Below are 26,061 nucleotides of genomic sequence, written 5' to 3' on the forward strand. Positions count from 1 at the left end.
TCATAGAACTTCGGTCATTTATTGGCTAAACTTTGTGCATATTGTTTCTTGCTTGAAGATTATTAGTATGTGATTGAGGTATAAGTTAGAAATTGCTGTTCATTTCGATTTGAACGCGTTATAACTAATTATTATATCGCTCGCTTGAGTGGCCAATAAACTCTCTCATGAATAAGTAAGGGATTACGATGAAACTGCAGCAGCTGAAGTATATTGTTGAGGTTGTAAACCATAATCTGAATGTATCTGCAACGGCGGAAAGCTTATATACCTCTCAGCCAGGTATCAGTAAACAGGTTCGGTTGCTGGAAGACGAGTTAGGCATTCAGATTTTTGAACGTAGCGGTAAGCACTTAACGCAAGTGACGCCAGCTGGAGAAGAAATTGTACGTATCTCTCAAGAAATTCTCGCTCGTGTAGAAAGTATCAAAGCGGTGGCTGGAGAGCACACCCATCCAGAAATGGGGACACTGAATATCACCACGACACATACGCAGGCTCGTTATGCACTGCCAGATGTCATCAAAGGTTTTACTTCTCGTTATCCAAAAGTGTCGTTACACATGCACCAAGGTACACCGTCACAAATGTCTGAGGCGATAGCTAAAGGCACAGCGAATTTTGCGATTGCGACAGAAGCGCTTCACTTATATCAAGATGCCATCATGCTGCCTTGTTATCACTGGAATCGTTCAATAGTTGTGCCTAAAGACCACCCACTAGCGAAGAAAGACAAAGTAACGATCAGTGATCTTGCCGCTTACCCATTAGTCACTTACGTGTTCGGTTTTACTGGCCGTTCAGAGCTGGATACAGCATTCAACCGCGAAGGTTTAACCCCGCGAGTGGTGTTCACTGCAACTGATGCAGATGTCATTAAAACTTACGTTCGTATGGGTATTGGTGTGGGTGTGATTGCAAGCATGGCTGTGGATGAAGAGCAGGACGGTGACTTGGTTGCAATAGATGCGAGCCATTTGTTTGGCGCGAGCACCACGAGCATCGGCTTCCGCCGTGGTACATTCTTACGCTCTTACATGTTCGATTTTATGGAACGTTTTGCACCGCACTTAACGCGTCCAGTGGTTGAGCAGGCGATTTCGTTGAAGTCTAATGCAGAAATCGAAGAGATGTTTAAAGACATCGAGCTTCCAGTGAGATAACACTTCATTGATGTTTCGATTCCCTCTACAATGCGCTCGTTGTAGGGGGAGCTATGAAAACGCAATTTCAATTTATTAATGACTGCTTAATCGAAAACCAATCTTTGTGGCGATTCGAGCCTTTTAAAAGCAGCATTCACACATCATTACCTTGGCAGGAGCAACATCCTCGACTGTGCCAATGGCTAGCGTCTCTTACTCCCTCTCAAATCGAAGAATACAAAGCAGCACCAGAACTCGCGTTAAAAGCACTTAGTCCGTTTTTGCCTGAGCTTGAACAACTCGCAGAACTGACTCATTTAGAGCTTTTGTCGTTAAACGGCTTGGAACTCGCTCGTGGTTTAGATAACGGTATTCCAGGACGTAAGTTGGAGCAAATTAGCTCGATGGGTGAAGCTGCAATTCAACAACACTGTGGCGAAGAATGGCTAGAATGGTGCTCAGGTAAAGGTTACTTGGGGCGAATCCTGACCGCGCAAACCGATCAGCCTGTAACCAGCTTTGAATACCAACAAGCACTGTGCGATTCGGGACAACAAGCAGCCAATGAACATCATTGGAAGATGACGTTTATTCAAGGCGACGCGTTTGATAGCAAAGCGAAAGCCGTGTTTAAGCCAACGCAACACGCAGTAGCACTGCATGCATGCGGTGACCTTCACGTTCGTCTAATGCAGTACGGCAGTGAAAATGGGATTGCTGCGATGACCATATCACCTTGTTGTTACCACTTGATTCAGTCGGAACAATACCAGCCGATGTCGGAATCGGGCAGGGCTTCTTCTCTCTCATTGTCTAAGCAAGAACTGCGTATCCCATTACAACAAACGGTGACAGGAGGAGAGCGCGTGCGTCGTCATCGTCAGCAGGAAATGATGTTTCGTCTTGGGTTTGATTTGATCACGCGACAAGCTTTGGGAATGGCAGAGTATCAGCCTGTGCCGAGTATCCGTAAGTCGCAATTAAGTGATGGTTTTGAATCTTTATGTCGCTGGGCAGCGGAGCAAAAAGGCATTGTTCTTCCTCAAGAAATCGATTTCTCTCATTTTGAAAAGTTAAGCGAACAACGCTTCTGGCAAATGGAGAGAATGAGCTTAGTGCAACTTGTTTTTCAACGTCCGTTGGAGATCTGGCTCGCATTAGACAAAGTGCTTTATCTTGAAGAACGTGGTTACCGTGTTAGATTGTCAGAGTTTTGCCCTAAATCGGTCACGCCTAGAAATATTTTAATTTGTGCATATAAGATTTAGTTATTCTTTATAGCCAAACGCTCTATATGAAAAAGCCCACTTATGAGTGGGCTTTTGTAAACAAAACGTGACAAGTTATGTTTTATTTTGTCATTAATTAAACATAGCGATAGCTTGAGTTGGTTCAACGTATTCCAAGTCAAAGCTTTCTGCTACTTCTTTACACGTTACTTTTCCGTGAATAACGTTTAGACCTTCAAGGAAGCCTTTATCTTCTAGAAGTGCTTCGCGGTAGCCTTTATTTGCTAACTTCACGATGTATGGAAGTGTAGCGTTGTTGAGTGCAAATGTTGAAGTGCGAGCAACTGCGCCAGGCATATTTGCTACACAGTAGTGAACCACTTCATCAACGATGTAAGTTGGATCTGCGTGAGTTGTTGCGTGCGAAGTTTCGAAACAACCGCCTTGGTCAATTGCCACGTCAACCACTGCCGCACCAGGCTTCATCTTAGCAATGTGCTCTTTAGTGACCAGTTTAGGTGCTGCTGCGCCAGGAATTAGAACGGCACCGATAACAAGGTCCGCTTCTAGAACATGCTTCTCGATAGCGTCTTCAGTAGAATAAACCACTTTTGCGCGACCTTGGAATTCTTCGTCAAGCTTACGAAGTGTGTCTACGTTACGGTCTAGAATAGTGACGTCAGCGCGAAGGCCAACCGCCATACGAGCAGCGTTTGCACCAACAACGCCACCACCAACGATAACGACTTTTGCAGGTTCAACACCAGGTACGCCGCCTAGGAGTAGACCACGACCGCCGTGCGATTTTTCCAACGTTTGCGCGCCAGCTTGGATAGACATCCGACCTGCCACTTCTGACATTGGTGCTAACAGTGGCAAACGACCCATATTATCTGTTACAGTCTCATAGGCTATACAGACAGCTTTGCTCTTGATTAGCTCATCAGTTTGTGGAAAATCTGGTGCTAGGTGTAAATAAGTAAATAAAATTTGCCCTTCGCGGAGCATTGCTCTCTCTACTGCTTGGGGTTCTTTTACTTTTACAATCATGTCTGCTTGCGCAAATACGTCAGCAGCATGAGGGAGAATGGATGCGCCGACAGCGATGTAATCATCGTCTGAAAAACCAATGCCGGCACCTGCATTGGTCTCAACTAAAACTTGGTGACCATGTGAGATGAGTTCTCTCACGCTAGCTGGGATCATACCAACACGATATTCGTGATTCTTGATTTCCTTAGGTACGCCAATGATCATCCTGTATCCTCTTTCTATAATGGTTGTATTAACTGTTAGTAGGGTGTTATTGTCGAATTAATAACTAGTATAGTTATAGATTTGTAAAATTTGGCACCAAATATTAAAAAGTTGTAGTATATTTTTTTGCAAGGAAGTAATAAGGTGGAATAAAAAATGGCAGACAACTATAAAAAGCCGTCCAAGGAACTAGACCGTATCGACCGCAACATTCTTAATGAGCTGCAGAAAGACGGTCGTATTTCAAACGTTGAGCTTTCAAAACGTGTGGGACTTTCTCCAACGCCATGTTTGGAGCGTGTACGTCGCTTAGAGCGTCAGGGTTATATCACAGGGTATACTGCATTATTGAATCCGCAGTTCCTGGATGCATCACTATTAGTATTCGTTGAGATTACGCTAAACCGTGGTGCGCCGGATGTGTTTGAGCAGTTTAACTCAGCTGTTCAAAAGCTAGACGACATACAAGAGTGTCATCTTGTTTCAGGTGACTTTGACTATCTTCTTAAAACCCGTGTATCAGATATGGGTGCTTACCGCCGACTATTGGGCGATACGTTACTACGTCTACCTGGCGTAAATGACACTCGCACATACGTTGTTATGGAAGAAGTGAAACAATCTAACCAGCTTGTGATCAAAACTCGTTAATTTCTTGCAAAGAAAGCGGTATATGCTTCCGCTTTCGCCAGAGAGTAATTGGGTTTTTCTCCTTGATATGGTTAAATCAATTTACCGAGCGGCTTGATGCCGCTCGGAATGTTTTGCAATTTCCTATTTCATTTCCATATTCAAGTTGATTTATGTTCAAAGAGAACGCAAAGAAAGTCGAAACCATTATCAAAACCAGTGAAGAGCCCCAGTCTTCACGCTTAAATGGCTTCCAACGCTTAAAAGAGTGCTGCTTTATCGTTGGCGTTCTTAGCTCGGTATTGCTTGCGGTTGCACTATTTACCTTCAGTCCGGCCGATCCTTCTTGGTCCCAAACCGCATGGGGAGGGGATATCGATAATGCTGGTGGCCTTTTCGGCGCTTGGCTAGCCGATACTCTATTCTTCACATTTGGCTCTCTCGCTTACCCAATCCCTTTCTTGCTAGCGGCGGCTGCATGGGTGATTTGCCGTAAACGAGGAGAAGATGAGCCCATTGATTTCATGCTATGGGGTACAAGGCTGCTCGGTCTTGTAGTCCTTATTATGACCAGTTGCGGTCTTGCCGATATTAATTTTGATGACATTTGGTATTTTTCATCCGGAGGTGTGGTCGGGGATGTGTTGTCTAGCCTCGCTTTACCTACATTAAATGTACTCGGTACCACATTGGTACTGCTGTTCTTGTGGGGAGCGGGCTTTACGCTCTTCACTGGCATCTCATGGCTTAACATCGTGGAATGGCTTGGTGATCGTGCATTAGCACTAATCGCCGCGCTTGCAAATAAGGCAAGAGGTTCAGAGCAGGAAGTTTTAGAACCTCAGCTTGATGAGTTTGTAGAAGATAAAGTCTCTACGCCTAAACATAATGTAGACCATGAAATTGATGATGAGCCGCTTCCTCATTTAACGGCGTACGATGTCGATGAACCGAAAGAGTCGGCGCCAGCGCATGAGTATCCTATTTATATGCCGCAAGCGAAACCTGATAAGCCTGCGGAACAGGCGATGGTAGAACCGACTCCACCACAACGCAAGGCTACGGTTAATGCTGCGCCAGTTTATTCTGAACCTGAGCCTAAAATACAACCTATCCATACGGTTAACACTGATAACGTTGATCCGCTCTTGGAACGCACCAAGCAACTGAATGTTACGATAGAGGAGCTTGAAGCAGCGGCGCAACAAGCAGATGACTGGGGAACTGAAGAACAGGCTACCCCATCATTTGCAGACACTTATTCTTCCTATGTCGAGCAACATACAGCTACAGAAGAACCGATCAGTGTTGAACCAGATTATGCGGAGTACGAACAATTTGAAGCAGAGCAAGTACAGCAGCCAAGTATTGAGCATCCTGTACATGAAGAGCCTGCAATTGATTCTGCTGTATTAGATAGCATCACGGCGCAAACGGAATCGAGCCAACATATTGAGCCTACGATCTCTGACTTTGATGTGTTAGATGATGAAGACGAAGTGGAGTCTCAGCCTGCGCAGCAAGTACAGCCAACAACGCCTCATCAGCAAGTTGCAACACCTTCAACAACATTTGAACCTGCACCTCAAAAAGTGGAGGTAGAAGAGGTCCAAGACAACGACCAAGACGTTACCGCATTCCAAGATATGGTTTCCAATGCGCAAGCCAAAGTCGCTGCAACACAGAACCCATTTTTGGTACAGAAAGAAGAAAACTTGCCAGTTCCGGAAGAGCCACTCCCAACGCTCGAGTTGCTTTATCATCCAGAAAAACGTGATAACTTTATCGACCGTGATGCGTTAGAGCAGGTCGCTCGATTGGTAGAGAGCAAACTCGCTGACTACAAAATCAAAGCCGATGTGGTTGGTATTTATCCTGGTCCAGTGATCACTCGTTTTGAGCTTGATTTGGCGCCGGGGGTGAAAGTAAGTCGTATTTCTGGTCTTTCAACTGACTTAGCGCGTGCATTGTCTGCGATGGCGGTACGTGTCGTGGAAGTAATCCCTGGCAAGCCTTACATCGGTTTGGAACTGCCAAACATGAGTCGTCAGACGGTCTATTTATCTGATGTCATCAGTAGCCCTCAGTTTGAGCAAGCAACGTCACCAACAACGGTTGTGTTAGGTCAAGACATTGCGGGTGAAGCTGTGGTGGCCGATCTTGCGAAGATGCCTCACGTGCTAGTAGCAGGTACAACAGGTTCTGGTAAGTCGGTGGGTGTGAACGTGATGATTTTGAGCATGCTGTATAAAGCAGGCCCAGAAGATGTACGCTTCATCATGATTGACCCGAAAATGCTAGAGCTTTCTATTTATGAAGGTATCCCTCATCTTCTTTCTGAAGTTGTGACTGATATGAAAGACGCATCAAACGCTCTACGTTGGTGTGTGGGCGAGATGGAACGTCGTTACAAATTGATGTCGGCATTAGGTGTACGTAATGTGAAGGGCTTCAACGAAAAATTGAAGATGGCAGCAGAAGCGGGCCACCCAATCCATGACCCGTTCTGGCAAGAAGGCGACAGCATGGATACTGAACCGCCATTGCTAGAAAAGCTGCCTTACATCGTCGTTGTTGTTGACGAATTTGCTGACCTGATGATGGTGGTAGGTAAGAAAGTTGAAGAACTGATTGCTCGCTTGGCGCAAAAAGCGCGTGCGGCAGGTATTCACTTAATTCTTGCGACTCAGCGTCCATCGGTTGACGTTATTACCGGTCTAATTAAAGCGAACATTCCAACTCGTGTTGCGTTTACGGTATCGACTAAAACGGACTCTCGTACAATCCTAGATCAAGGCGGCGCAGAATCACTACTTGGTATGGGTGATATGTTGTATCTACCGCCGGGATCAAGTCATACAACTCGTGTTCACGGTGCATTTGCATCAGATGATGATGTTCATGCTGTTGTAAACAACTGGAAAGCGCGTGGTAAACCGAACTACATTGAAGAGATCATCAGTGGAGATCAAACTCCAGAAAGTCTATTGCCTGGTGAGCAAATGGAAGCGGATGAAGATGTAGACCCGCTCTTCGATCAAGTTGTTGAGCACGTGGTTCAATCACGTCGAGGTTCGGTTTCCGGTGTTCAGCGCCGATTTAAGATAGGTTACAACCGTGCCGCCCGTATTGTAGAGCAGCTTGAAGCGCAGGGCATCGTAAGTGCTCCGGGTCATAACGGTAACCGTGAAGTACTGGCACCTGCGCCACCAAAAGATTAATGAACTTGTTTTACTCACCTCAGTCCAACTGAGGTGAGTGGTTCTAATAATAGGTATCTGAATGAAAAAACTATTTTCAGCGAAACTTTTCTCTGCGCTTGTTTTAAGCTTTTCCCTCTTTTCTACCGCACACGCAGCATCTCCTAAAGATGAATTAAACAAACGCCTTTCTATGAATGATGGCTTTAGTGCGGATTTCTCTCAGCAGGTTATCAGCCCTGAAGGCGAAACGGTTATGGTAGGAGAAGGTATGGTTGAAATCGCTCGCCCAAGCCTGTTCCGTTGGAGTACAACATTCCCTGATGAGAACCTATTGGTCTCTGACGGTAAGACATTGTGGTACTACAGCCCATTCATCGAGCAAGTGAGCATCTACTGGCAAGAGCAAGCAACAGAGCAAACGCCATTTGTTTTGCTAACGCGTAACCGAGCAAGTGATTGGAATAACTACAAAATATTTCAAAAAGGTGACCAGTTCACTCTCATTCCTACCGCAGTAGACTCCACACAAGGTCAATTCCAGATTAATATTGATGCCAAAGGTGTCGTGAAAGGCTTCAACGTGGTTGAGCAAGACGGCCAAAAAGGTTTGTTCACCTTTAACAACGTGAAGCTGGGTAAACCAAAAGCAGACAGATTCACATTCACAATTCCAAAAGGTGTGGAAGTGGATGACCAAAGGAATTAATTGGTAGTGAGTAATTACACATTAGATTTCTCGGGGGACGAAGATTTTCGTCCCCTTGCTGCTCGTATGAGACCGGAAACAATCGAGCAATACATTGGACAGCAGCACATTTTAGGCCCTGGTAAGCCACTGCGCCGTGCGCTAGAGGCGGGTCACATTCACTCTATGATCCTTTGGGGACCACCAGGCACAGGCAAAACGACATTAGCGGAAGTGGCTGCAAACTACGCTAATGCTGAAGTAGAGCGTGTGTCTGCCGTAACGTCTGGTGTGAAAGAAATCCGTGCAGCAATCGAGAAAGCACGTGAGAACAAAATGGCGGGCCGCCGCACCATCTTATTTGTGGATGAGGTGCATCGCTTCAACAAATCTCAACAAGACGCGTTTTTACCGCATATCGAAGATGGCACGGTTACCTTTATTGGTGCGACGACAGAAAACCCGTCGTTTGAGTTAAACAACGCATTGCTGTCACGTGCACGTGTCTACAAGCTAACGTCTCTTGATAGAGATGAAATCTCACTGGCGCTGAACCAAGCGATCAGTGACAAAGAGCGTGGCTTGGGCAATACACCCGCACATTTCGCTGATAACGTATTAGACCGCCTAGCAGAACTGGTCAACGGTGATGCTCGCATGTCTCTCAATTATCTTGAGCTGCTCTACGACATGGCAGAAGACAATGCGCAAGGTGAAAAAGAGATCACGCTTAAGTTGCTGGCTGAAGTGGCAGGGGAGAAAGTCTCTCGCTTCGATAACAAAGGTGATATCTGGTATGACTTAATCTCTGCGGTCCACAAATCCATTCGTGGCTCTAACCCAGATGCGGCGCTTTACTGGGCTGCACGTATGATTGCTGCGGGTTGTGATCCTCTTTATATTGCCCGTCGATTACTTGCGATAGCATCGGAAGATGTCGGCAATGCGGACCCTAGAGCCATGCAAGTGGCACTCTCCGCGTGGGACTGTTTTACACGCGTTGGTCCAGCAGAAGGTGAACGTGCGATTGCTCAAGCTATTGTTTATCTCGCGTGCGCTCCAAAGAGTAATGCCGTTTACGTTGCTTGGAAACAAGCGCTAGCGGACGCTCATAACTTACCTGAATATGAAGTGCCGCATCACCTTCGAAATGCGCCAACCAGTTTGATGAAAGACATGGGTTATGGGGCTGAGTATCGTTATGCTCACGATGAGCCTGGTGCTTACGCAGCAGGTGAGCAATATTTGCCGCCTGAAATGGGCGATCGTAGGTACTATCAGCCGACAAATCGTGGTCTGGAGACCAAAATCGGCGAAAAGTTAGATTACTTGGCTACTTTAGACGCAAATAGCCCACAAAAGCGCTATGAAAAGTAGGCGTTTTTGGATACATTTGTTTAGTAAATTTTTTTAACGCGTACGCTTGGAAAGTGCGCGTGATTTCACAACAAAAAGCATAGGATTAACAATGCTGGATTCTAAATTACTTCGTACAGAGCTGGATGAAACAGCTGCTAAACTGGCGCGTCGTGGCTTTAAGCTAGACGTAGATACTATTCGTAAACTTGAAGAACAACGTAAGTCCATTCAAGTAGAAGTAGAAAATTTACAATCCACGCGTAACTCCATCTCCAAGCAAATCGGCCAAAAAATGGCGGCTGGCGACAAAGAAGGCGCAGAAGAGATCAAGAAACAAATCGGTACGCTAGGTAGCGATCTTGATGCGAAGAAAGTTGAACTTGAGCAAGTAATGGCTCAACTAGACGAATTCACGCTTTCTGTACCAAACATCCCAGCAGATGAAGTGCCAGATGGCAAAGATGAAAACGACAACGTTGAAATCTCTCGTTGGGGTGAGCCAAAGTCTTACGACTTCGAACTGAAAGATCACGTTGACCTAGGCGAAATGGGCGACGGTCTAGACTTCGCAAGTGCAGTTAAGATCACTGGCGCACGTTTCATCGTGATGAAAGGCCAATTTGCTCGTCTACACCGTGCAATCGCTCAGTTCATGCTGGATCTTCACACTGAAGAGCACGGCTACACAGAAATGTACGTACCTTACCTAGTAAACTCTGACAGCCTATTCGGTACTGGTCAGCTTCCTAAGTTTGGTAAAGATCTTTTCCACACTGAGCCGCTAGTAGAAAAAGTAAACGACGAAGAGCCACGTAAACTGTCTCTAATCCCTACTGCAGAAGTACCTGTAACGAACCTAGTTCGTGACACGATTTCTGACGAAGCGGATCTACCAATTAAGATGACAGCTCACACGCCATGTTTCCGTTCAGAAGCAGGTTCTTACGGTCGTGATACTCGTGGTTTGATTCGTATGCACCAGTTCGACAAAGTTGAGCTAGTACAAATCACTAAGCCAGAAGATTCAATGAACGCACTAGAAGAGCTAACAGGTCACGCTGAGAAAGTTCTACAACTTCTAGAGCTTCCTTACCGTAAAGTGGTTCTATGTACAGGTGACATGGGCTTCGGCGCTCGTAAGACTTACGACCTAGAAGTTTGGGTTCCTGCTCAAGAAACTTACCGTGAAATTTCTTCATGTTCTAACATGTGGGATTTCCAAGCTCGTCGTATGCAAGCACGTTTCCGTCGTAAAGGCGAGAAGAAACCTGAGCTTGTACACACGCTAAACGGTTCTGGTCTTGCTGTAGGTCGTACAATGGTTGCTATCCTAGAAAACAACCAAGAAGCAGACGGCCGCATTGCAATCCCTACAGTACTTCAGAAGTACATGGCGGGCGCAACGCACATCGGTTAATTCATTAACCACTAGAACACCAAAACCCAGCCTTAGTGCTGGGTTTTTTGTTATCTGCGTCGAGTGAAAATACGTTGTTATGTAAATGTAGGGTGAGGTATTGCATAGTTAGCCTAAATTATTAAAACCAGCCCCTAATGATATTTTTCTAAGCTTCATTGAGCGTGACAAGCTCCTCCAAAAGATAAAGAGGAGGTACTTTCATGGCTTCAATAAGAATAAGCGGCTCTGTTGGCTTGGGTGGTAAAAATGTGGATGCTGATATTCGTACGGTACAAAGGTCTATTAACCAATTGCTTGGTTCTTTAAAGGGAGTAAAGGAACTTAAAGTGGATGGGAAACTAGGCTCTAGACCGGAAAACTCCAAGACTGTCGCCGCAATTAAAGCTTTTCAGAAAAGCCTTGTTGGGATGGTTCGTCCAGATGGAAGGATAGATGTGAATGGAAGAAGCCATCGTAAGCTGAATGATTATTTAAAACGAACACCTGAGACTGCGGTGGCATATACGTTACCTTTGGTTGGCTCAAGAGATGCGTTGACGGACTTGGATTATCGCAAAGTAGCTGAAACCCTTGAATGCGAAGTCGCTGCTATTAAAGCTGTAGCGGAAGTTGAGAGCCGAGGAGAAGCCTACTTTAGCAATGGTAAGCCAAAGATTTTGTTTGAGGCTCATATATTTTCGAGACTCACTTCAAGAGCCTACGATAACAGTCATCCAAGTATTTCAAGTCGGCATTGGAATCGAAGTCTGTATGTTGGTGGTATCTCAGAATACGTACGTTTAAATAAAGCGATTGAACTGAATTCAAATGCAGCAATCCGCTCCGCATCTTGGGGACGTTTCCAAATTATGGGCTTTAATTTCAAGTTAGCTGGTCATGTTACCGCTGAATCCTTTGTTAAAGCTGTATTCGAGTCAGAGAAGAAACAACTTGAGGCTTTTGTTACGTTTATCCAAAAGTCTGGCTTAGGTGAACATATAAGAGATAAAAATTGGGCTGCCTTTGCTCGTGGTTACAATGGTTCTGAGTATCAGAAAAATCAATACGACGTCAAATTAGAAAAGGCTTACAAAAAATATGCTTCGATTAAAAATGCTGCGTAACATTTCTTTGCTTGGACTTATTTTTAGTTCATCTGCTTGTGCTTCCAGCCACACTAATACTGCGCTATTTAAGTGTGATGCTTCACATCCTAACCGTCTAGAAATATCAATAGAAAATATAAACAGTCAGGTTCTACTGTCGGAGCTTAACTTAGGGGGGAGCAGTATTGAAAGAACCTTAGCTGTAAAGGACTTTAAATTAGACCAGTATCATCGAGCGTTGGTAGATGAGAAGTCACTGGAATTTAGTATTGGTGAGCGCGTCATATTAGTCAGTGAGTACTTTAGCGAGGAGTTTGGTGAGGTAGAGAAAATACTCAGTGTTACTTTGAGAGAGCCTGAGCAAACGCAGTACTTTGAATGTGAGGAAGGGAGTATGAGTAACCTTGCATTGCTTTTCCATGAGAGTGCCGAATAATCGATTACAGAGTAATTATTACTAAAACGTAATAGTGTTTTCGAATTTATCCTAATTATCTTGTTATTTGTAATCGATATAATCATCCACCTTACCACGGTAAGTAGATTTTCTCATTCAAGTAACGAGGAGGGCTTATGGCCGTAGGGTGGGCAAATGACGATAGCGTCAGCCAACAAATTCAAAACACAATAGACGACGAGATTTCCCGTGTTCGTGGCAGTATCACAAGGGGTGAAAGCGCCCATTATTGCGATGAGTGTGGTGATGAGATCCCAGAAGCACGTCGTTTTGCTATGAAAGGCGTTCGTTTGTGTATCGAATGTCAGTCAACAATCGAATTGGTGTCTCAACGCCAAGCATTGTTCAATCGACGAGCGAGTAAAGACAGTCAACTCCGATAACTTTACTGTTCTAATAAATAATGAGACGGTTTGAGTCTCATACTCAAACCGTTTTCGTATTGAATTGGACTATGAAGCGAAGCAGTCTTTACGTTGCAACGCAGCATCAATCGCGTTAACTAGCTTCTCAATATCTTCCGGCTTGCTGATGAACGGCGGCATCATATAAATCAGTTTGCCAAATGGACGAATCCAAACTCCGTGTTCAACAAACAAGGCTTGGATGGTTTCCATATTCACAGGGCGATGCGTCTCCACTACGCCAATGGCACCTAGCCAACGGGTGTTCTTCACCAACTCGTATTCTTCAAGTTTTGGTAGTAACTCAGAAAACAGCGTTTCAATTTGTTGGGTTTGTTGCTGCCAATTACCTCGCTCAATCAATTCCAAACTTGCGGTGGCAACAGCACAGGCGAGTGGATTCCCCATAAAGGTTGGACCGTGCATAAAACAGCCTGCATCACCACCACAAACGGTGTCTGCTACGTGTTTGCTCGCCAGAGTCGCAGAGAGGGTCATGTAGCCGCCAGTGAGTGCTTTCCCGACACACAGAATGTCTGGTTGAATGTCTGCATGTTCGCAGGCAAACAACTTACCGGTACGACCAAATCCGGTAGCGATCTCATCTGCAATCAATAACAAGCCGTATTTGTCGCAAAGCCTACGCACGCCTTTGAGAAATTCTGGATGGTAGATGCGCATGCCGCCTGCGCCTTGAACAATAGGTTCTAGGATCACCGCAGCAAGTTCTTCATGGTGCGTTTCAATCTTGTGCTCGAAGTCAGTAAGGTCCTCTGGCTTCCATTCATCCCAATAACCACAAGTTGGTGACTCCGCAAAGATATGCTCAGGCAAAAAGCCTTTGTAAAGAGAGTGCATTGAGTTATCAGGATCGGTAACCGACATAGCCGCAAAGGTGTCGCCGTGATAACCGTGTCGCAAAGTAAGAAACTTCGGTCGGCGTTCGCCTTTTGCATGCCAATATTGCAGTGCCATTTTTAAGCTGACTTCTACGGCAACGGAGCCTGAATCGGCAAGGAATACATGTTCAAGGTTATTTGGTGCAAGGGACAATAGCTTCTTACACAAACTGATTGCTGGCTGGTGGGTAATCCCGCCAAACATCACGTGAGAGACCTGATCGATTTGCTGGTGAGCGGCTTGATTTAAATGCGGATGGTTGTAGCCGTGGATCGTCGACCACCAAGAAGACATGCCATCGACCAGCTCAGTACCGTCTTCCAATTTAATATGAACACCATTTGCCGATGCCACTGGGTAGCAGGTCAGAGGTGTCAATGTCGAAGTGTAAGGATGCCAGATATGCTGGCGGTCGAAGGCGAGATCCATGTGCGATTCCAATAATAATTGAGGTTAAAAAATAGACAGATGTAAACTTTGTTCTTTTGCGTTGTGTTGACAGTTTATCGAGACTCAGTAGACTGTCAACACAACAACAAAAGTGACTAAAGGAATACACGTGGAAGTTCGTCATAACTGGACGCATGCTGAAGTGCGCGATCTCATGGAAAAACCATTCATGGATCTCCTATTCGAAGCGCAGCTTGTACATCGTCAATATCAACAAACCAACCATGTTCAAGTAAGCACGCTTCTGTCGATTAAGACTGGTGCTTGTCCAGAAGATTGTAAGTACTGTCCTCAGAGTGCTCGTTACACCACAGACATCGAGAAAGAGCGTCTGATGGAAGTAGAACGCGTACTCGATGCTGCGCAAAAAGCCAAAAATGCTGGTTCTACTCGATTCTGTATGGGCGCAGCATGGAAAAATCCAAAAGAGCGTGACATGCCGCATTTGACCGACATGATCAAAGGCGTGAAGGACATGGGTTTAGAAACGTGTATGACATTAGGTATGTTGACACCAGATCAAGCAAAGCAATTGGCAACCGCAGGTCTGGATTACTACAACCACAACCTAGATACCTCACCTGAGTTCTACGGCAACATTATTACCACACGTACTTACCAAGACCGTTTAGATACTTTATCTCACGTACGTGATGCTGGCATGAAGATCTGTTCCGGTGGCATCATCGGCATGGGTGAAAGTGCTAACGACCGAGCAGGTTTGTTGGTTGAATTGGCTAACTTGCCGGTACACCCTGAAAGCGTTCCAATCAACATGCTCGTGAAGGTAAAGGGGACACCACTGGAAGAAGTGGATGATGTTGAGCCTTTCGATTTCATTCGCCTGATTGCGATTGCACGAATCATGATGCCTCAATCAGCCGTTCGTTTATCCGCTGGCCGTGAAAACATGAACGAACAAATGCAAGCGCTGTGTTTTATGGCGGGTGCAAACTCCGTTTTCTATGGCTGCAAACTTCTGACCACGCCAAACCCTTCTGAAGACAAAGACATGATGCTGTTCAACAAGCTCGGTATTAACAGCCAAGAGGTGTCTCAAAAACCTGATGAAATCGAAGAAAACGAGTTACTCGATCGCGTCGTAGATCGCGTTGCTGCTCGTCCAACAAAAGACGACCTTTTCTACGATGCCAGCGTTTAAATCTCGTATCGAGTCCGCCCTTGCTGAGCGTAAAACGCAAGGGTTGAATCGTTCTATGAATGTGGTGTTTGCCGGTAACCAGTCCGTTTTGGAACACGAAGGTAGACGCTACATTAATTTCTCAAGTAATGATTATTTGGGATTGGCTAATGACCAAGCGCTTGTTCGGGCTTGGCAGCAAGGTTTAAGCGTATATGGTAGTGGCAGTGGAGCATCACCGATGGTGACTGGCTTTAGTGCCGCGCACAGCAATTTAGAAGCCGCACTGACCGAATGGTTGGGTTACGACAGAGCAATTCTGTTTGGTTCTGGATTCAGTGCTAATCAAGCCTTGTTGTTCACCTTGTTGGAAAAATCAGACGTATTGATCCAAGACCGTTTGAACCATGCCTCACTGATGGAAGCGGGGGCGTTGTCACCAGCTAAGATGAAGCGCTTCAAACACAATGACATCGAGCACCTAAAGTCGCTGATTAATAGCGAAGACAACCATCTAGTTGTGACTGAAGGGGTATTCAGCATGGACGGCGACTGTGCGCCGCTTAGCGATATAGCTGAAGTCACTCGTAGTCATGATGCTTGGTTTGCTGTCGATGACGCTCATGGTATTGGCGTTCTTGGTCAATCCGGTGGTGGTTCTTGCGAGTTGGCAACGGTTAAACCCGAGATACTGATCGTTACTTTCGGCAAAGCGTTTGGTATGTCTGGCGCGGCTATTTTATGTGACCACGCAACGGGGGACTTTTTAACTCAGTTTGCTCGTCACCATGTGTATTCCACGGCGATACCGCCAGCACAAGCGTATGCGTTGACTCATGCAGTCTCGATGGTTCAAGAGCAGTCTTGGCGACGTGAAAAGCTCTCTGAGCTTAGTGAAGTGTATCGAGACTGCCTCAGCGATCTGGAGGGCTTTGTTGAGACTCAGACTTCGATTAAGCCGTTTGTGATTGGTGAATCTGAACTGGCTTTGCAGGTTGCGAGCGCTTGTCGACAAAACGGCATTTGGGTTACCGCTATTCGACCACCGACGGTGCCTAAAGGGACGTCTCGCCTTCGAATCACACTCACTGCCAATCACACCAACGAACAAGTTAAAACGCTTTCAATGGCATTGAAGCAAGCATTAGGAGCGCTGTAATGGATAATGCAACTACCGCATTAGCGCAAACGCTCGCGTTAGAGAGTTTCCATCAAGATAAAGACGCGATTGCCTCTTCGTTTGGTAAAGCAGCAGAAACATACGATAAACATGCGGCTTTTCAACGTGATGTCGGGCATCAGCTGCTTGATAAACTTCCTGAAAACTTGACGGGAAAACGTGTATTGGATTTAGGTTGTGGCACGGGTTATTTCTCCCAACTACTTCAACAACGCGGTGCGGAAGTAGTCTGCGGCGATATCTCTCAAGCCATGTTAGATAAAGCAGAGCAGCGTTGTGGTGCAGTACGAATGCACTACCAAGTTGCTGATGCTGAAAACTTACCATTTGACGATGATAGCTTCGATTACGTGTTTTCAAGTTTAGCGCTGCAATGGTGTACAGATTTAAGTTACCCACTAAAAGAAGTGCGCCGCGTGCTAAAAAATGGTGGGAAAGCGTGGTTCTCTACACTGGTTGATGGATCACTGTATGAGCTGCGTGCATCATGGGAAAAAATTGATGCATATCAACACGTCAATAACTTTCTAACGCTCAATCAGGTAAAAATTGCGTTAGCGCAATCTCGATGTGACAGCCATCAACTAGACTTGACCACCATCACAGTTTGGTACGACTCTGCATTTTCAGTTATGCGTGACCTCAAAGGTATAGGTGCAAATCACGTAAGCGGGCGCCCACACGGTTTAACTAGTCGCGAGACTTTGTTAAAAGTTGAGCATGCGTACCAAGCGTTTAAAAACGATCAAGGTCTTCTACCTGCAAGTTATCAGGTTTGTTTTGGAGTAATACATCTATGATTGATGCTTTTTTTATTGCTGGTACGGATACTGATGTTGGAAAGACGGTAGCGTCTAAAGCCATTTTGCAAGCGATCGCTGCAAAAGGACTAAACACTATTGGTTATAAGCCAGTGGCAGCAGGGAGTGACAAGACTGAAGCCGGATGGCGTAACTCTGATGCTTTACACTTACAAGACGCCGCAACACTCGATGTGGCCTATGATGATGTGAACCCATACGCTTTAGAGTTGCCTGCTTCTCCCCACATTGCAGCGAAGCATGAACATGTCGAAATAAGCTACGATGTTCTGAGTCAAAAACTGGCTCAACATAAGCAGCAAGCCGATGTTGTTCTCGTTGAAGGTGCTGGAGGCTGGCGTGTGCCAGTATCCGATACGGACTGTTTATCTACATGGGTAAAAGAAGAGCAGTTACCTGTTGTACTGGTGGTTGGCATTAAATTAGGCTGTTTGAGCCACGCTTTACTCACAGCGGAGAGTATTAAAGCGGATGGTTTGAATCTTGTTGGCTGGGTGGCAAACCGCGTCAACCCTGGCACAGAGCACTACGCTGACATTATCGAGATGCTAGAAGCACGTATCGATGCACCTAAGCTTGGGGAAATTCCATATATTCCAAGTGCTAAACGCAAAGAGTTGGGCAAGTACATTAATGTAGAGCCGTTGCTAAACACTGACTAATGGTGTTTAGGATAAAAGACTAAAAAACCCAAAGGGCTGCGCAATGCAGCCCTTTCTTGTTGGTGTAACCTAAAAAGTCAGATTACTTATCTTGGCTGAGCCCCATCAATGCTTGTTGTGTTTCAGCAACACGCTGAGACATATGATGATCGGTTGAAATACCAAGTTGTTGCTTTGCCTCGTCCTCTGAGATGCCTAGGTGACAACGCAGTAAATCAATAGCCATTTGATAGTCGTTAGTTTCTACCATGGTTTTTCCCTCAATACATGGAGTTTTTGAGCTCACCCAATGCACTTTTTGCAATGTACTTAGAGTGGCTCTGTTTTGTTCATCTCATTCGAATTTAGCATGTCCATGTGGCCGCACAATAAGACCAAAGTCTATAGCAGAGCTAACGTACTGTTTTTGGTCTATTAAAAAATTTCTAGCTAAGTTGCGAAGAGGTGATAGATTTAACACCAAGATCATCTATCAATAGATGATGGGTAGCTCAGAGCTTATTTTATCATTTTGATAAATGTATATGAACGGAGGTTCCAGCTCCTACCAAAGTATGTTTTGAAATCGCTTGAATCAAATATTTCAGTCCCGAAAACAAATGTTGCAATTTATTGCTTAACCTTGTTTTTATCGCGGATAGACTATATCTATAACGTACGGAACATGAAAATCAACGGAATTGGCTTTTATAGCGATTACCATTTGTTCCTTATAACAATCCGTTTTAAAAAAACGATAAGCTTCCTCGGAGAAAAGTAATGAAGCGAATTATGTTATTCCTAGCAACTAACCTAGCTGTCGTGCTAGTGCTTAGTGTTGTTCTGAATATTGTTTACGCTGTAACTGGAATGCAACCAGGCAGTCTGTCAGGTTTACTTGTAATGGCTGCTGTATTTGGTTTTGGTGGCGCATTTATTTCGTTGATGATGTCAAAGGGTATGGCGCTACGCTCGGTTGGTGGTATGGTCATTGAAAGCCCGCGCAACGAAACGGAGCATTGGTTAGTCGAAACTGTGGGTCGTCAAGCTCAACAAGTGGGTATTGGTATGCCAACGGTGGCTATTTATGATTCACCAGACATCAATGCATTTGCGACAGGTGCAAAACGAGATGACTCTCTTGTCGCAGTTTCTACCGGTCTTTTACACAATATGACTCGTGATGAGGCAGAGGCAGTACTTGCACACGAAGTGAGCCATATTGCAAATGGTGATATGGTCACGATGACGTTGATGCAAGGTGTCGTGAACACGTTTGTTATCTTCCTATCACGCTTTATTGCCAATATCGTGGCATCGAACGATGATGAAGAAGGCCAAGGTACAAATATGATGGTTTACTTTGGCGTATCCATGGTGCTTGAACTGGTATTTGGTTTCCTAGCTAGCTTCTTGACTATGTGGTACAGCCGTCATCGCGAATTCCACGCGGACGCAGGTGCTGCGCGCCTCGTTGGCAAAGAAAAAATGATTGCGGCTCTAGAGCGTTTGAAGGTGAGTCATGAATCTCAACTGGATGGCACCATGATGGCGTTTGGTATCAATGGCAAGCAGTCGCTGACTGAGCTACTAATGAGCCACCCTCCGCTAGATAAACGTATTGCAGCGTTGCGAGGCCAGCAATACTAATTGTGCCTACTTAAATAATTGTTAATCTGCTGAAAAGGCTTGGTTTTGACCAAGCCTTTTTTTTCGCCGATTGATCGCGTGCGAACTTCATCACGTACTACTTACAGAAATAAAGTTATACAAAATTATTTTTGTACAACTTTGGAGGAATGAACTATCTTGTACATATAATAATTTTGTACAACTTAATGGGCGTGTAGGAGTAAAAAATGGACATACAGTCTGTTGGCAATATCTATCAAAAGCTCAACAAAGCGAACTTACATCTGCTTAAGGATATATATCACCAAGATGTAGTATTTGAGGACGCAGCGCATCGTTTAGAAGGATGGCCAGCACTTTCGGATTATTTCACCTCATTATATGCCAACGTCATCAGTTGTGATTTTGTAATCCATGAGCATCAACAAGTCGGAGATACAGGCTTCCTAACTTGGACAATGGACCTTCAGCATCCCAAACTTCAGAAGGGTGCGCCTATTCTCGTCAATGGTGTTTCGCACCTCAAATTTAGCGAAGGTCAGGTCATTTATCACCGAGACTATTTTGATCTCGGAGAGATGCTCTATGAGCATTTACCATTACTTGGTTCAGTCGTTAAAACCATCAAGCAGAGGTTAGGACAATGAACAACACCATTTTAATCACAGGCGCCACCTCCGGAATAGGAAGACAGCTTGCCCTAGATTACGCGACCTCAGAATGGAATGTGATTGCTTGTGGTCGGAATCAAGATGTTCTTGCAGAACTGGAGGCAGTTTCTTCCAAAATTCATACATTGCAGTTTGATGTGACAAATTATGAGGAAACTCAGCAGGCGCTCTCTAATTTGCCCTTTACGCCAAACACATGGGTTTTTAACGCAGGCGATTGTGAGTACATGGATGAGGGAGTGGTCGACGCGAAACTCATGGCGCGTGTGATGAACGTAAATGTTGTCGGTGTTGCCAACTGCGTTGAAGGCTGCCAAGTACATTTAGAGAGAGGGCACCGCATTGTTATTGTTGGCTCTATCGCATCAGAAGTGGCACTGCCTCGTGCAGAAGCTTACGGCGCATCCAAAGCGGCAGTCAGTTATTTTGCACGCACGCTCGCCGTCGACTTGAAAAAGAAAGGGATCAAAGTGGTAACGGTGTTTCCTGGTTTTGTTGAAACGCCGTTGACTGACAAAAACGACTTCGAAATGCCAATGATCATTTCTACTCAGCAAGCGTCGGACTCTATCAGGAAGCAGTTAGCCGCCAACAAGACCTATATCTATTTCCCAGCGAGATTTACCAGTATTTTACGTTTTATCTCGTTACTTCCATACAGTTGGCAAGCTCGCCTAACTGCTAAACTCGTATCATAAGAAGGAATAAAAATGAAAACAGCAGGAAGAAAGAAGATAGCGATTGTGGGAACGGGAATCTCTGGCCTTACTTGTGGTTATTACTTGCATAAAGAACATGATGTAACGCTTTTTGAAGCGAACGATTACATCGGTGGCCATACTGCAACCGTTGATGTGAGCCTTGATGGTAGAGAATACGCGATAGACACTGGGTTCATCGTCTATAACGATCGTACGTACCCTAATTTCATTAAAATGATGAGCGAGATTGGCGTTGAAGGTCTGCCGACTCAAATGAGCTTCAGTGTCAGAAATGATGGGAACGGACTAGAGTACAACGGCCACACAGTGTCGACATTGTTTGCTCAAAAACGTAACTGGGCAAACCCTAAATTTTATCGATTTATCTTCGAGATACTTCGTTTCAATAAACTTGCCAAGCGCTTCGCTAGCGAGCAGTCCACGCACTCTCAGACGTTAGGTGAGTTCCTTGACGAACACAAATTCAGTGCTTTCTTTACCGATAACTACATTTTACCGATGGGTGCTGCGATTTGGTCGTCGACTTTAGCTGACATGCGCGCATTCCCTCTTATGTTCTTCTTACGTTTCTTCCTCAACCACGGTCTGCTAGATGTGACTAACCGACCACAATGGTATGTGATTAAAGGTGGTTCACGTTCATACATTCCACCATTGACCAAAGGCTTTGCCGAGAATATTCGTCTTAATAGTCCTGTCGAAAAAGTGGTTCGCAACGAAAAAGGGGTTGGCGTTCAAGTTCGCGGAGAAACGCATTGGTTTGATGACGTTATCTTTGCTTGTCACAGTGATCAAGCAATGAGAATGCTAGAGGATATCAGCCCAATTGAGCAGGAAATCTTGGGGGATATGACATACCAAGCAAATGAAGTTGTTCTTCATACCGACTCTGCCGTACTACCAAAACGTAAGGCAGCATGGGCATCATGGAACTACCTATTGGAAGGCAGTGAGGAGGAACAGCAACGCCTCCCTTCGCTAACTTATAACATGAACATTCTTCAGCATATTCAATCAGAACACACGTTTTGTGTAACGTTGAATAGTACTGAGCAAATTAACTCAAATAAAGTCTTGCGTTCGTTAACTTATCATCATCCAGTATTCACCACTGAGTCTATTGCAGCGCAGCAGCGCAAAAATGAGATACAGGGTAAACAAAGTACCTGGTTCTGCGGCGCTTATTGGTACAACGGTTTTCATGAAGATGGCGTGCGTAGCGCGCTTGATGTTGTGAAAGAACTAGAAGAAAAGTACCGCGAACAAAATGTGGTTCCTTTCGAAAAAGGCGCAGCGTGATATGGATAGCCAAATGAACAGCCGATTGTTTATAGGCAACGTTCGTCACCGTCGATTCACGCCGGTGAATCATGAGTTGAACTACTCTTTATTTATGCCCGCCATTGATGTAGACGAGATCGATGCTTTAGAGAAAAAAGTATGGGGTTTTGGTTCGCGTTGGTGGCATTGGGCTCGCTTCAAGCGCAGTGATTACATTGGTGAAGGTAGCGTCAAGTCGGCAGTGCACAGCAAAATTGAAGAACTGACAGGTGTTCGCTGTACCGGCAAGGTAATCGCAGTCTGTCACTTGCGTTATCTAGGACTTTATTTCAGTCCCGTTAATTTCTACTACGTTTATAACGCGGAAGGAGAATGGAAGTATCTCCTCGCAGAGGTGAGTAACACTCCTTGGAATGAACGACATTACTACGTGGTGTCAGCAGATAAAGAAGAAGAAAAGTTTGGTTGGGAACAAGTTAAAGCATTCCATGTTTCACCATTCAACCCGATTGACCAACTCTACCGCTGGAGAATTAAACCTTTGACAGACAAGTTGAATATTCATCTTGAATGTCACAAAGGAGAGAAACACTTTGATGCCACCATGGTTATGAAAGCCAAGCCACTTTCAAGCAAAACCTTATTGAGGTGTTTGATCGTTACACCAATACAAACGGTAAAAGTAATGGTTGGTATTTATTGGCACGCATTAAAACTTTGGGTGAAAGGCGCACCTTTTTATTCTCATCCTAAATATTCAACGCATGAAGAAATAGAAGCCGATACTGAAAAAACAGACAAAAAAAATAAAAAGCACAAGGAGAATTCTGCATGTTAAATACTAGTTCTATGACATTGCCGCGTAAATTGACTACAACGCAAAAAGCGGCTCGCGGAGTTATTTTTCAATGTCTGCAAAAAATGGAAATCGGCTGCTTAACAGTTATTGAAAGTTTTAAGACGGAAACGACAGAGCGAAGCGAGCGTTTTAGTGCGCCAAATGGGGAGTACAGTGGTCAACCTGTTGTCGCTACTATAGAGGTAAAACATCCAGGTTTTTATTCACGGATCTTGCAGGGCGGCAGTATTGCTGCTGGTGAGGCTTATATGGATGGGTGGTGGGATAGCCCCGATTTAACCTCATTAATGAAGCTGATGGCCCTTAACATGCGTGCTCTAGATAAACTCGAAGAGCAAGGCAGTTGGTTGACTAAAATACTGTACAAGTTCAGCCATTGGTCAAACAGAAACTCTGAAGAGAACTCACGTAAAAATATCCATGCGCATTACGACTTGGGTAACAACCTATACGAAGCGTTCCTTGACACCAATATGCTGTACTCGTCGGCGCTTTACAATCATGCGGATGACTCTCTAGAGCAGGCTCAAATCAACAAAATGGATCGTCTATGTCAGCAACTTGAGCTGAAGCCCACTGATCATGTTGTTGAAATTGGCACTGGGTGGGGCGCTATGGCGATTTACATGGCAGAACAATACGGTTGTCAGGTCACCACAACAACGATATCTGAAGAGCAACACGCGTACGCGGAGCAAAAAATCAAAGAGCGTGGCTTAGAAGACAAAATCACTCTACTCAAAGAAGATTACCGAAACCTAACCGGAACTTATGACAAGCTCGTTTCTATTGAAATGATTGAAGCTGTGGGCAAACAATTCCTGCCTTCGTACATTAAGGTCTGTGAGTCTTTATTAAAGTCCGGTGGCGTGATGGCGATTCAAGCGATTACGATTGCCGATCAGCGTTACGATTACTACAGTAACAACGTCGACTTTATCCAAAAGTACATTTTCCCGGGTGGTTTTTTACCGTCGGTAACCTCACTAACCCAAGCAACAACAAAGTACAGTGACTTAGTGACGCGAGACTTGTTCGATATTGGTTTGGACTACGCCAAGACGCTGAACGAATGGCACCTTCGTTTTAATCGAGCAGAGAGTGAAGTGCGCTCGTTTGGCTACGACGACCGCTTTGTGCGTATGTGGCGCTACTATTTGAGCTACTGTGAAGGTGGCTTTTTGGCTCGCACGATCAGTGCAGTTCACATGACGTTTCAACGCCCGTAGTTCGTTATGAAGGTATTTCTTGCTTCGACATGGTTCCAACTCTGCTGGTTTGCAGCGGTGCTTGGAACCTATCAATGGCAATGGGTCACGTTATTCCTTACTTTGGCAACCCTACTATATTGTTTGAAAACTGACGCATCTTCGCTCAAAAGTATTGGTGTGATCGCCACGATTGGTCTCGTGCTTGATACATTAAATCAGCAATTTTCAATTTTCATGTTTGCCACTCAATGGTTACCCCTTTGGCTTTTGTGCCTTTGGGTTCTGTTCGCCTGGTATGCCTATCAACTCAAGTCAATTTTGTACCGTTTCCCAAAAACCTACGTATCAATAGTAGGCGGACTCGGAGGAACGGCGAGCTACTTTGCTGGCCATAAACTCCAAGCCGTTGAATTTGGATTCAGCACTGGCGCTACACTGGCAATGTTGTTTGTCGAATGGTGCGTCATGATGCTCTTGATACTCAAGGTGTACGGAAATGAAAAGCTTGAAGAGAGACTTAACTCAGAGACTGACTAGGTTGCTTGCGTTGGTAATAGTAACTGGTTCTTTTGCTCTGCAAGCTCAACCTGTTGGAAATAGCGAAGCTGCCAGCAACATTGCGAATTGGAAGGGGTGGAAAACTGTTGGAGAAGCCCAACTTACTTGGTTCATCTTCGATATTTATCACTCAAGATTAAAAGCGCCTGATGGAAAGTTCATCGTAAGCGATGACGTATCGCCACATCCCCTTGCATTGGAAATTAATTACAAGAGAGACATCAGTAAGCAACAGCTGCTTGATGTGACGGATGAGCAGTGGGCGAAACTGGGTTTTACTGACTCATATCGAAAAACTTGGATCAGCGAGCTCGATCGTATGTTTTTTGATATTCAAAAAGGTGACGAGCTTACTTATCTAACAGATGGAAAATCTGGTCAGCTGTTTTATAAGCAGGTTGGGGACGTGCAAGTAAAGAACGTTGGCATCATTGAAGACGAACGAATGAACGATGCATTTTTAGCTATATGGTTATCACCCAACACAGAATTCCCGAAACTCCGAAAACAATTGATAGGGCAGGTTAGATAGTGCTTAAACGAATTTTTAAATCAGCGACTTTAGTGGCAGCTGTTTTTCTTTCGGCATGTTCCGCAGACATTGATAATTACCGCTCTTCTACACCGACTTTTGACGTATTCGGTTATTTCGAAGGCGACATAAAGGCGTGGGGGATGGTGCAAGATTATACCGAACAGCAAACCCGTCGCTTTGAAGTCGATATAGTGGGTACTGTAGAAGGTGATACGCTGACGCTGGTGGAAGACTTCGTGTTTGATGACGGAGAGGTGGACCAGCGAATTTGGGTTATCACTAGATTAGAAGACGGTAGTTATGAAGGTAAGGCAGACGATATTATAGGTGTAGCAACAGGGGAAGAGCAGGGCAATGCGCTACAGTGGCAATATGACTTTGAGCTACAAATGGAGGATTCATCAGTGACGGTTGCTTTTGATGATTGGCTTTATCGTCAGGATGACAGACACGTTTTCAATCTAACGAAAATAAAAAAGTTTGGTGTGGAAGTAGGAACAATAACCTTGTTCTTCCAAAAGCAGCCATAACAAATGGGGCTGATCTTCAATTAATAATCCATTCCATATAACTAAAATTATTTTC

At 44.9% G+C, this 26,061-nt stretch carries 26 protein-coding genes; 23 read left to right on the top strand and 3 right to left on the bottom strand.

The window, feature by feature from the left end; genetic code table 11:
• Positions 1-188: 188 nt before the first annotated feature.
• Together cysB and R7070_RS07895 are read left to right on the top strand one after the other, a co-directional pair.
• Complete coding sequence (gene cysB / locus R7070_RS07890) at positions 189-1,163, top strand: HTH-type transcriptional regulator CysB (protein ID WP_005388967.1); 975 nt, start codon at positions 189-191, stop codon at positions 1,161-1,163.
• Positions 1,164-1,216: 53 nt separating this feature from the next.
• Positions 1,217-2,413 carry a methyltransferase gene (locus tag R7070_RS07895; protein ID WP_053349491.1) on the top strand — a complete coding sequence of 399 codons (1,197 nt, stop codon included), beginning with the start codon at positions 1,217-1,219 and terminating at the stop codon, positions 2,411-2,413.
• A 93-nt stretch (positions 2,414-2,506) separates the two neighbouring features.
• On the opposite strand, the gene ald is transcribed toward R7070_RS07895, so the two are convergent.
• Positions 2,507-3,631 carry an alanine dehydrogenase gene (gene ald / locus R7070_RS07900; RefSeq protein ID WP_005378241.1) on the bottom strand — a complete coding sequence of 375 codons (1,125 nt, stop codon included), beginning with the start codon at positions 3,629-3,631 and terminating at the stop codon, positions 2,507-2,509.
• 156 nt (positions 3,632-3,787) lie between these two features.
• On the opposite strand from ald, the gene lrp reads away from it, so the two are divergent.
• The 8 genes from lrp (at position 3,788) to R7070_RS07940 (ending at position 12,853) form a co-directional block, all read left to right on the top strand.
• Positions 3,788-4,282, top strand: coding sequence for a leucine-responsive transcriptional regulator Lrp (gene lrp / locus R7070_RS07905; RefSeq protein ID WP_005378234.1), 495 nt, complete (start codon positions 3,788-3,790; stop codon positions 4,280-4,282).
• A gap of 152 nt (positions 4,283-4,434) precedes the next feature.
• The gene (locus R7070_RS07910) at positions 4,435-7,482 is read left to right on the top strand and encodes a DNA translocase FtsK 4TM domain-containing protein (RefSeq protein WP_062730708.1); all 3,048 of its coding nucleotides are present in this window, start codon (positions 4,435-4,437) and stop codon (positions 7,480-7,482) included.
• Between the two features lie 61 nt (positions 7,483-7,543).
• Entirely contained in the window at positions 7,544-8,170 is a 627-nt protein-coding gene (lolA, locus tag R7070_RS07915; RefSeq protein ID WP_104975210.1) for an outer membrane lipoprotein chaperone LolA, read from the top strand.
• Entirely contained in the window at positions 8,171-9,526 is a 1,356-nt protein-coding gene (locus R7070_RS07920; protein ID WP_264301753.1) for a replication-associated recombination protein A, read from the top strand.
• A gap of 91 nt (positions 9,527-9,617) precedes the next feature.
• Entirely contained in the window at positions 9,618-10,925 is a 1,308-nt protein-coding gene (gene serS / locus R7070_RS07925; RefSeq protein WP_005437179.1) for a serine--tRNA ligase, read from the top strand.
• A gap of 203 nt (positions 10,926-11,128) precedes the next feature.
• Positions 11,129-12,031 (top strand): N-acetylmuramidase domain-containing protein, encoded by a 903-nt coding sequence (locus R7070_RS07930; RefSeq protein ID WP_104975211.1) that lies wholly within the window; start codon positions 11,129-11,131, stop codon positions 12,029-12,031.
• Entirely contained in the window at positions 12,021-12,449 is a 429-nt protein-coding gene (locus tag R7070_RS07935; RefSeq protein WP_115386395.1) for a hypothetical protein, read from the top strand. The genes R7070_RS07930 and R7070_RS07935 overlap by 11 nt, the downstream gene beginning before the upstream one ends.
• 137 nt (positions 12,450-12,586) lie before the next feature.
• Positions 12,587-12,853, top strand: a complete 267-nt coding sequence (locus R7070_RS07940; RefSeq protein ID WP_132936554.1) for a DksA/TraR family C4-type zinc finger protein — start codon at positions 12,587-12,589, stop codon at positions 12,851-12,853.
• A 69-nt stretch (positions 12,854-12,922) separates the two neighbouring features.
• Here R7070_RS07940 and bioA read toward each other — a convergent pair whose 3' ends face one another.
• Positions 12,923-14,203, bottom strand: coding sequence for an adenosylmethionine--8-amino-7-oxononanoate transaminase (bioA, locus tag R7070_RS07945; protein WP_115385863.1), 1,281 nt, complete (start codon positions 14,201-14,203; stop codon positions 12,923-12,925).
• A 130-nt stretch (positions 14,204-14,333) separates the two neighbouring features.
• Here bioA and bioB point away from each other — a divergent pair, with 130 nt between their 5' ends.
• Genes bioB through bioD form a run of 4 tightly spaced genes read left to right on the top strand, consistent with a single transcriptional unit; the run spans position 14,334 to position 18,028 of the window.
• Entirely contained in the window at positions 14,334-15,386 is a 1,053-nt protein-coding gene (bioB, locus tag R7070_RS07950; protein ID WP_085569599.1) for a biotin synthase BioB, read from the top strand.
• On the top strand, positions 15,373-16,524 hold the full coding sequence (gene bioF / locus R7070_RS07955; protein ID WP_256900321.1) for an 8-amino-7-oxononanoate synthase: 1,152 nt from the start codon (positions 15,373-15,375) through the stop codon (positions 16,522-16,524). The genes bioB and bioF overlap by 14 nt, the downstream gene beginning before the upstream one ends.
• The gene (gene bioC, locus R7070_RS07960) at positions 16,524-17,345 is read left to right on the top strand and encodes a malonyl-ACP O-methyltransferase BioC (protein WP_064376603.1); all 822 of its coding nucleotides are present in this window, start codon (positions 16,524-16,526) and stop codon (positions 17,343-17,345) included. The genes bioF and bioC overlap by 1 nt, the downstream gene beginning before the upstream one ends.
• The gene (gene bioD / locus R7070_RS07965) at positions 17,342-18,028 is read left to right on the top strand and encodes a dethiobiotin synthase (RefSeq protein WP_005378217.1); all 687 of its coding nucleotides are present in this window, start codon (positions 17,342-17,344) and stop codon (positions 18,026-18,028) included. Before bioC ends, bioD begins: the two co-directional genes overlap by 4 nt.
• 82 nt (positions 18,029-18,110) lie before the next feature.
• On the opposite strand, the gene R7070_RS07970 is transcribed toward bioD, so the two are convergent.
• The gene (locus tag R7070_RS07970; protein WP_005378215.1) at positions 18,111-18,278 is read right to left on the bottom strand and encodes a hypothetical protein; all 168 of its coding nucleotides are present in this window, start codon (positions 18,276-18,278) and stop codon (positions 18,111-18,113) included.
• Between the two features lie 509 nt (positions 18,279-18,787).
• On the opposite strand from R7070_RS07970, the gene htpX reads away from it, so the two are divergent.
• The 9 genes from htpX to R7070_RS08015 all read left to right on the top strand — a co-directional run bounded on the left by htpX (position 18,788) and on the right by R7070_RS08015 (position 26,006).
• Complete coding sequence (htpX, locus tag R7070_RS07975) at positions 18,788-19,657, top strand: protease HtpX (RefSeq protein WP_005388085.1); 870 nt, start codon at positions 18,788-18,790, stop codon at positions 19,655-19,657.
• Positions 19,658-19,866: 209 nt separating this feature from the next.
• Entirely contained in the window at positions 19,867-20,286 is a 420-nt protein-coding gene (locus R7070_RS07980) for a nuclear transport factor 2 family protein (RefSeq protein ID WP_005378211.1), read from the top strand.
• Positions 20,283-21,008, top strand: a complete 726-nt coding sequence (locus R7070_RS07985; RefSeq protein ID WP_054577961.1) for an SDR family oxidoreductase — start codon at positions 20,283-20,285, stop codon at positions 21,006-21,008. The genes R7070_RS07980 and R7070_RS07985 overlap by 4 nt, the downstream gene beginning before the upstream one ends.
• A gap of 12 nt (positions 21,009-21,020) precedes the next feature.
• Positions 21,021-22,331, top strand: a complete 1,311-nt coding sequence (locus tag R7070_RS07990; protein WP_158159614.1) for an NAD(P)/FAD-dependent oxidoreductase — start codon at positions 21,021-21,023, stop codon at positions 22,329-22,331.
• Position 22,332: 1 nt separating this feature from the next.
• Positions 22,333-23,151: a DUF1365 domain-containing protein gene (locus tag R7070_RS07995; RefSeq protein ID WP_025766884.1), complete on the top strand. Its 819-nt coding sequence runs from the start codon at positions 22,333-22,335 to the stop codon at positions 23,149-23,151.
• Entirely contained in the window at positions 23,145-24,401 is a 1,257-nt protein-coding gene (locus tag R7070_RS08000; RefSeq protein WP_158159615.1) for an SAM-dependent methyltransferase, read from the top strand. Before R7070_RS07995 ends, R7070_RS08000 begins: the two co-directional genes overlap by 7 nt.
• A gap of 6 nt (positions 24,402-24,407) precedes the next feature.
• Positions 24,408-24,920 (top strand): DUF2878 domain-containing protein, encoded by a 513-nt coding sequence (locus R7070_RS08005; RefSeq protein WP_054576397.1) that lies wholly within the window; start codon positions 24,408-24,410, stop codon positions 24,918-24,920.
• Positions 24,880-25,473 carry a chalcone isomerase family protein gene (locus R7070_RS08010; protein ID WP_158159616.1) on the top strand — a complete coding sequence of 198 codons (594 nt, stop codon included), beginning with the start codon at positions 24,880-24,882 and terminating at the stop codon, positions 25,471-25,473. The genes R7070_RS08005 and R7070_RS08010 overlap by 41 nt, the downstream gene beginning before the upstream one ends.
• Positions 25,473-26,006, top strand: a complete 534-nt coding sequence (locus R7070_RS08015; RefSeq protein ID WP_005378200.1) for a DUF3833 domain-containing protein — start codon at positions 25,473-25,475, stop codon at positions 26,004-26,006. The genes R7070_RS08010 and R7070_RS08015 overlap by 1 nt, the downstream gene beginning before the upstream one ends.
• Positions 26,007-26,061 lie beyond the last annotated feature (55 nt).

Source organism: Vibrio sp. 1557 (assembly GCF_033340175.1).
In the GTDB taxonomy this organism is placed as follows: domain Bacteria; phylum Pseudomonadota; class Gammaproteobacteria; order Enterobacterales; family Vibrionaceae; genus Vibrio; species Vibrio alginolyticus.

Coding starts and splice junctions, on each gene's coding strand:
- R7070_RS07985 (WP_054577961.1), top strand. CDS start 20,283: ATGAACAACACCATTTTAATCACAGGCGCCACCTCCGGAATAGGAAGA.
- lrp (WP_005378234.1), top strand. CDS start 3,788: ATGGCAGACAACTATAAAAAGCCGTCCAAGGAACTAGACCGTATCGAC.
- R7070_RS07895 (WP_053349491.1), top strand. CDS start 1,217: ATGAAAACGCAATTTCAATTTATTAATGACTGCTTAATCGAAAACCAA.
- R7070_RS08005 (WP_054576397.1), top strand. CDS start 24,408: ATGAAGGTATTTCTTGCTTCGACATGGTTCCAACTCTGCTGGTTTGCA.
- R7070_RS07980 (WP_005378211.1), top strand. CDS start 19,867: ATGGACATACAGTCTGTTGGCAATATCTATCAAAAGCTCAACAAAGCG.
- R7070_RS08010 (WP_158159616.1), top strand. CDS start 24,880: ATGAAAAGCTTGAAGAGAGACTTAACTCAGAGACTGACTAGGTTGCTT.
- R7070_RS07910 (WP_062730708.1), top strand. CDS start 4,435: ATGTTCAAAGAGAACGCAAAGAAAGTCGAAACCATTATCAAAACCAGT.
- lolA (WP_104975210.1), top strand. CDS start 7,544: ATGAAAAAACTATTTTCAGCGAAACTTTTCTCTGCGCTTGTTTTAAGC.
- R7070_RS07990 (WP_158159614.1), top strand. CDS start 21,021: ATGAAAACAGCAGGAAGAAAGAAGATAGCGATTGTGGGAACGGGAATC.
- serS (WP_005437179.1), top strand. CDS start 9,618: ATGCTGGATTCTAAATTACTTCGTACAGAGCTGGATGAAACAGCTGCT.
- bioD (WP_005378217.1), top strand. CDS start 17,342: ATGATTGATGCTTTTTTTATTGCTGGTACGGATACTGATGTTGGAAAG.
- bioA (WP_115385863.1), bottom strand. CDS start 14,203: ATGGATCTCGCCTTCGACCGCCAGCATATCTGGCATCCTTACACTTCG.
- bioF (WP_256900321.1), top strand. CDS start 15,373: ATGCCAGCGTTTAAATCTCGTATCGAGTCCGCCCTTGCTGAGCGTAAA.
- cysB (WP_005388967.1), top strand. CDS start 189: ATGAAACTGCAGCAGCTGAAGTATATTGTTGAGGTTGTAAACCATAAT.
- R7070_RS07930 (WP_104975211.1), top strand. CDS start 11,129: ATGGCTTCAATAAGAATAAGCGGCTCTGTTGGCTTGGGTGGTAAAAAT.
- R7070_RS07995 (WP_025766884.1), top strand. CDS start 22,333: ATGGATAGCCAAATGAACAGCCGATTGTTTATAGGCAACGTTCGTCAC.
- R7070_RS08000 (WP_158159615.1), top strand. CDS start 23,145: ATGTTAAATACTAGTTCTATGACATTGCCGCGTAAATTGACTACAACG.
- R7070_RS07940 (WP_132936554.1), top strand. CDS start 12,587: ATGGCCGTAGGGTGGGCAAATGACGATAGCGTCAGCCAACAAATTCAA.
- R7070_RS07970 (WP_005378215.1), bottom strand. CDS start 18,278: ATGGTAGAAACTAACGACTATCAAATGGCTATTGATTTACTGCGTTGT.
- R7070_RS07935 (WP_115386395.1), top strand. CDS start 12,021: ATGCTGCGTAACATTTCTTTGCTTGGACTTATTTTTAGTTCATCTGCT.
- htpX (WP_005388085.1), top strand. CDS start 18,788: ATGAAGCGAATTATGTTATTCCTAGCAACTAACCTAGCTGTCGTGCTA.
- bioC (WP_064376603.1), top strand. CDS start 16,524: ATGGATAATGCAACTACCGCATTAGCGCAAACGCTCGCGTTAGAGAGT.
- ald (WP_005378241.1), bottom strand. CDS start 3,631: ATGATCATTGGCGTACCTAAGGAAATCAAGAATCACGAATATCGTGTT.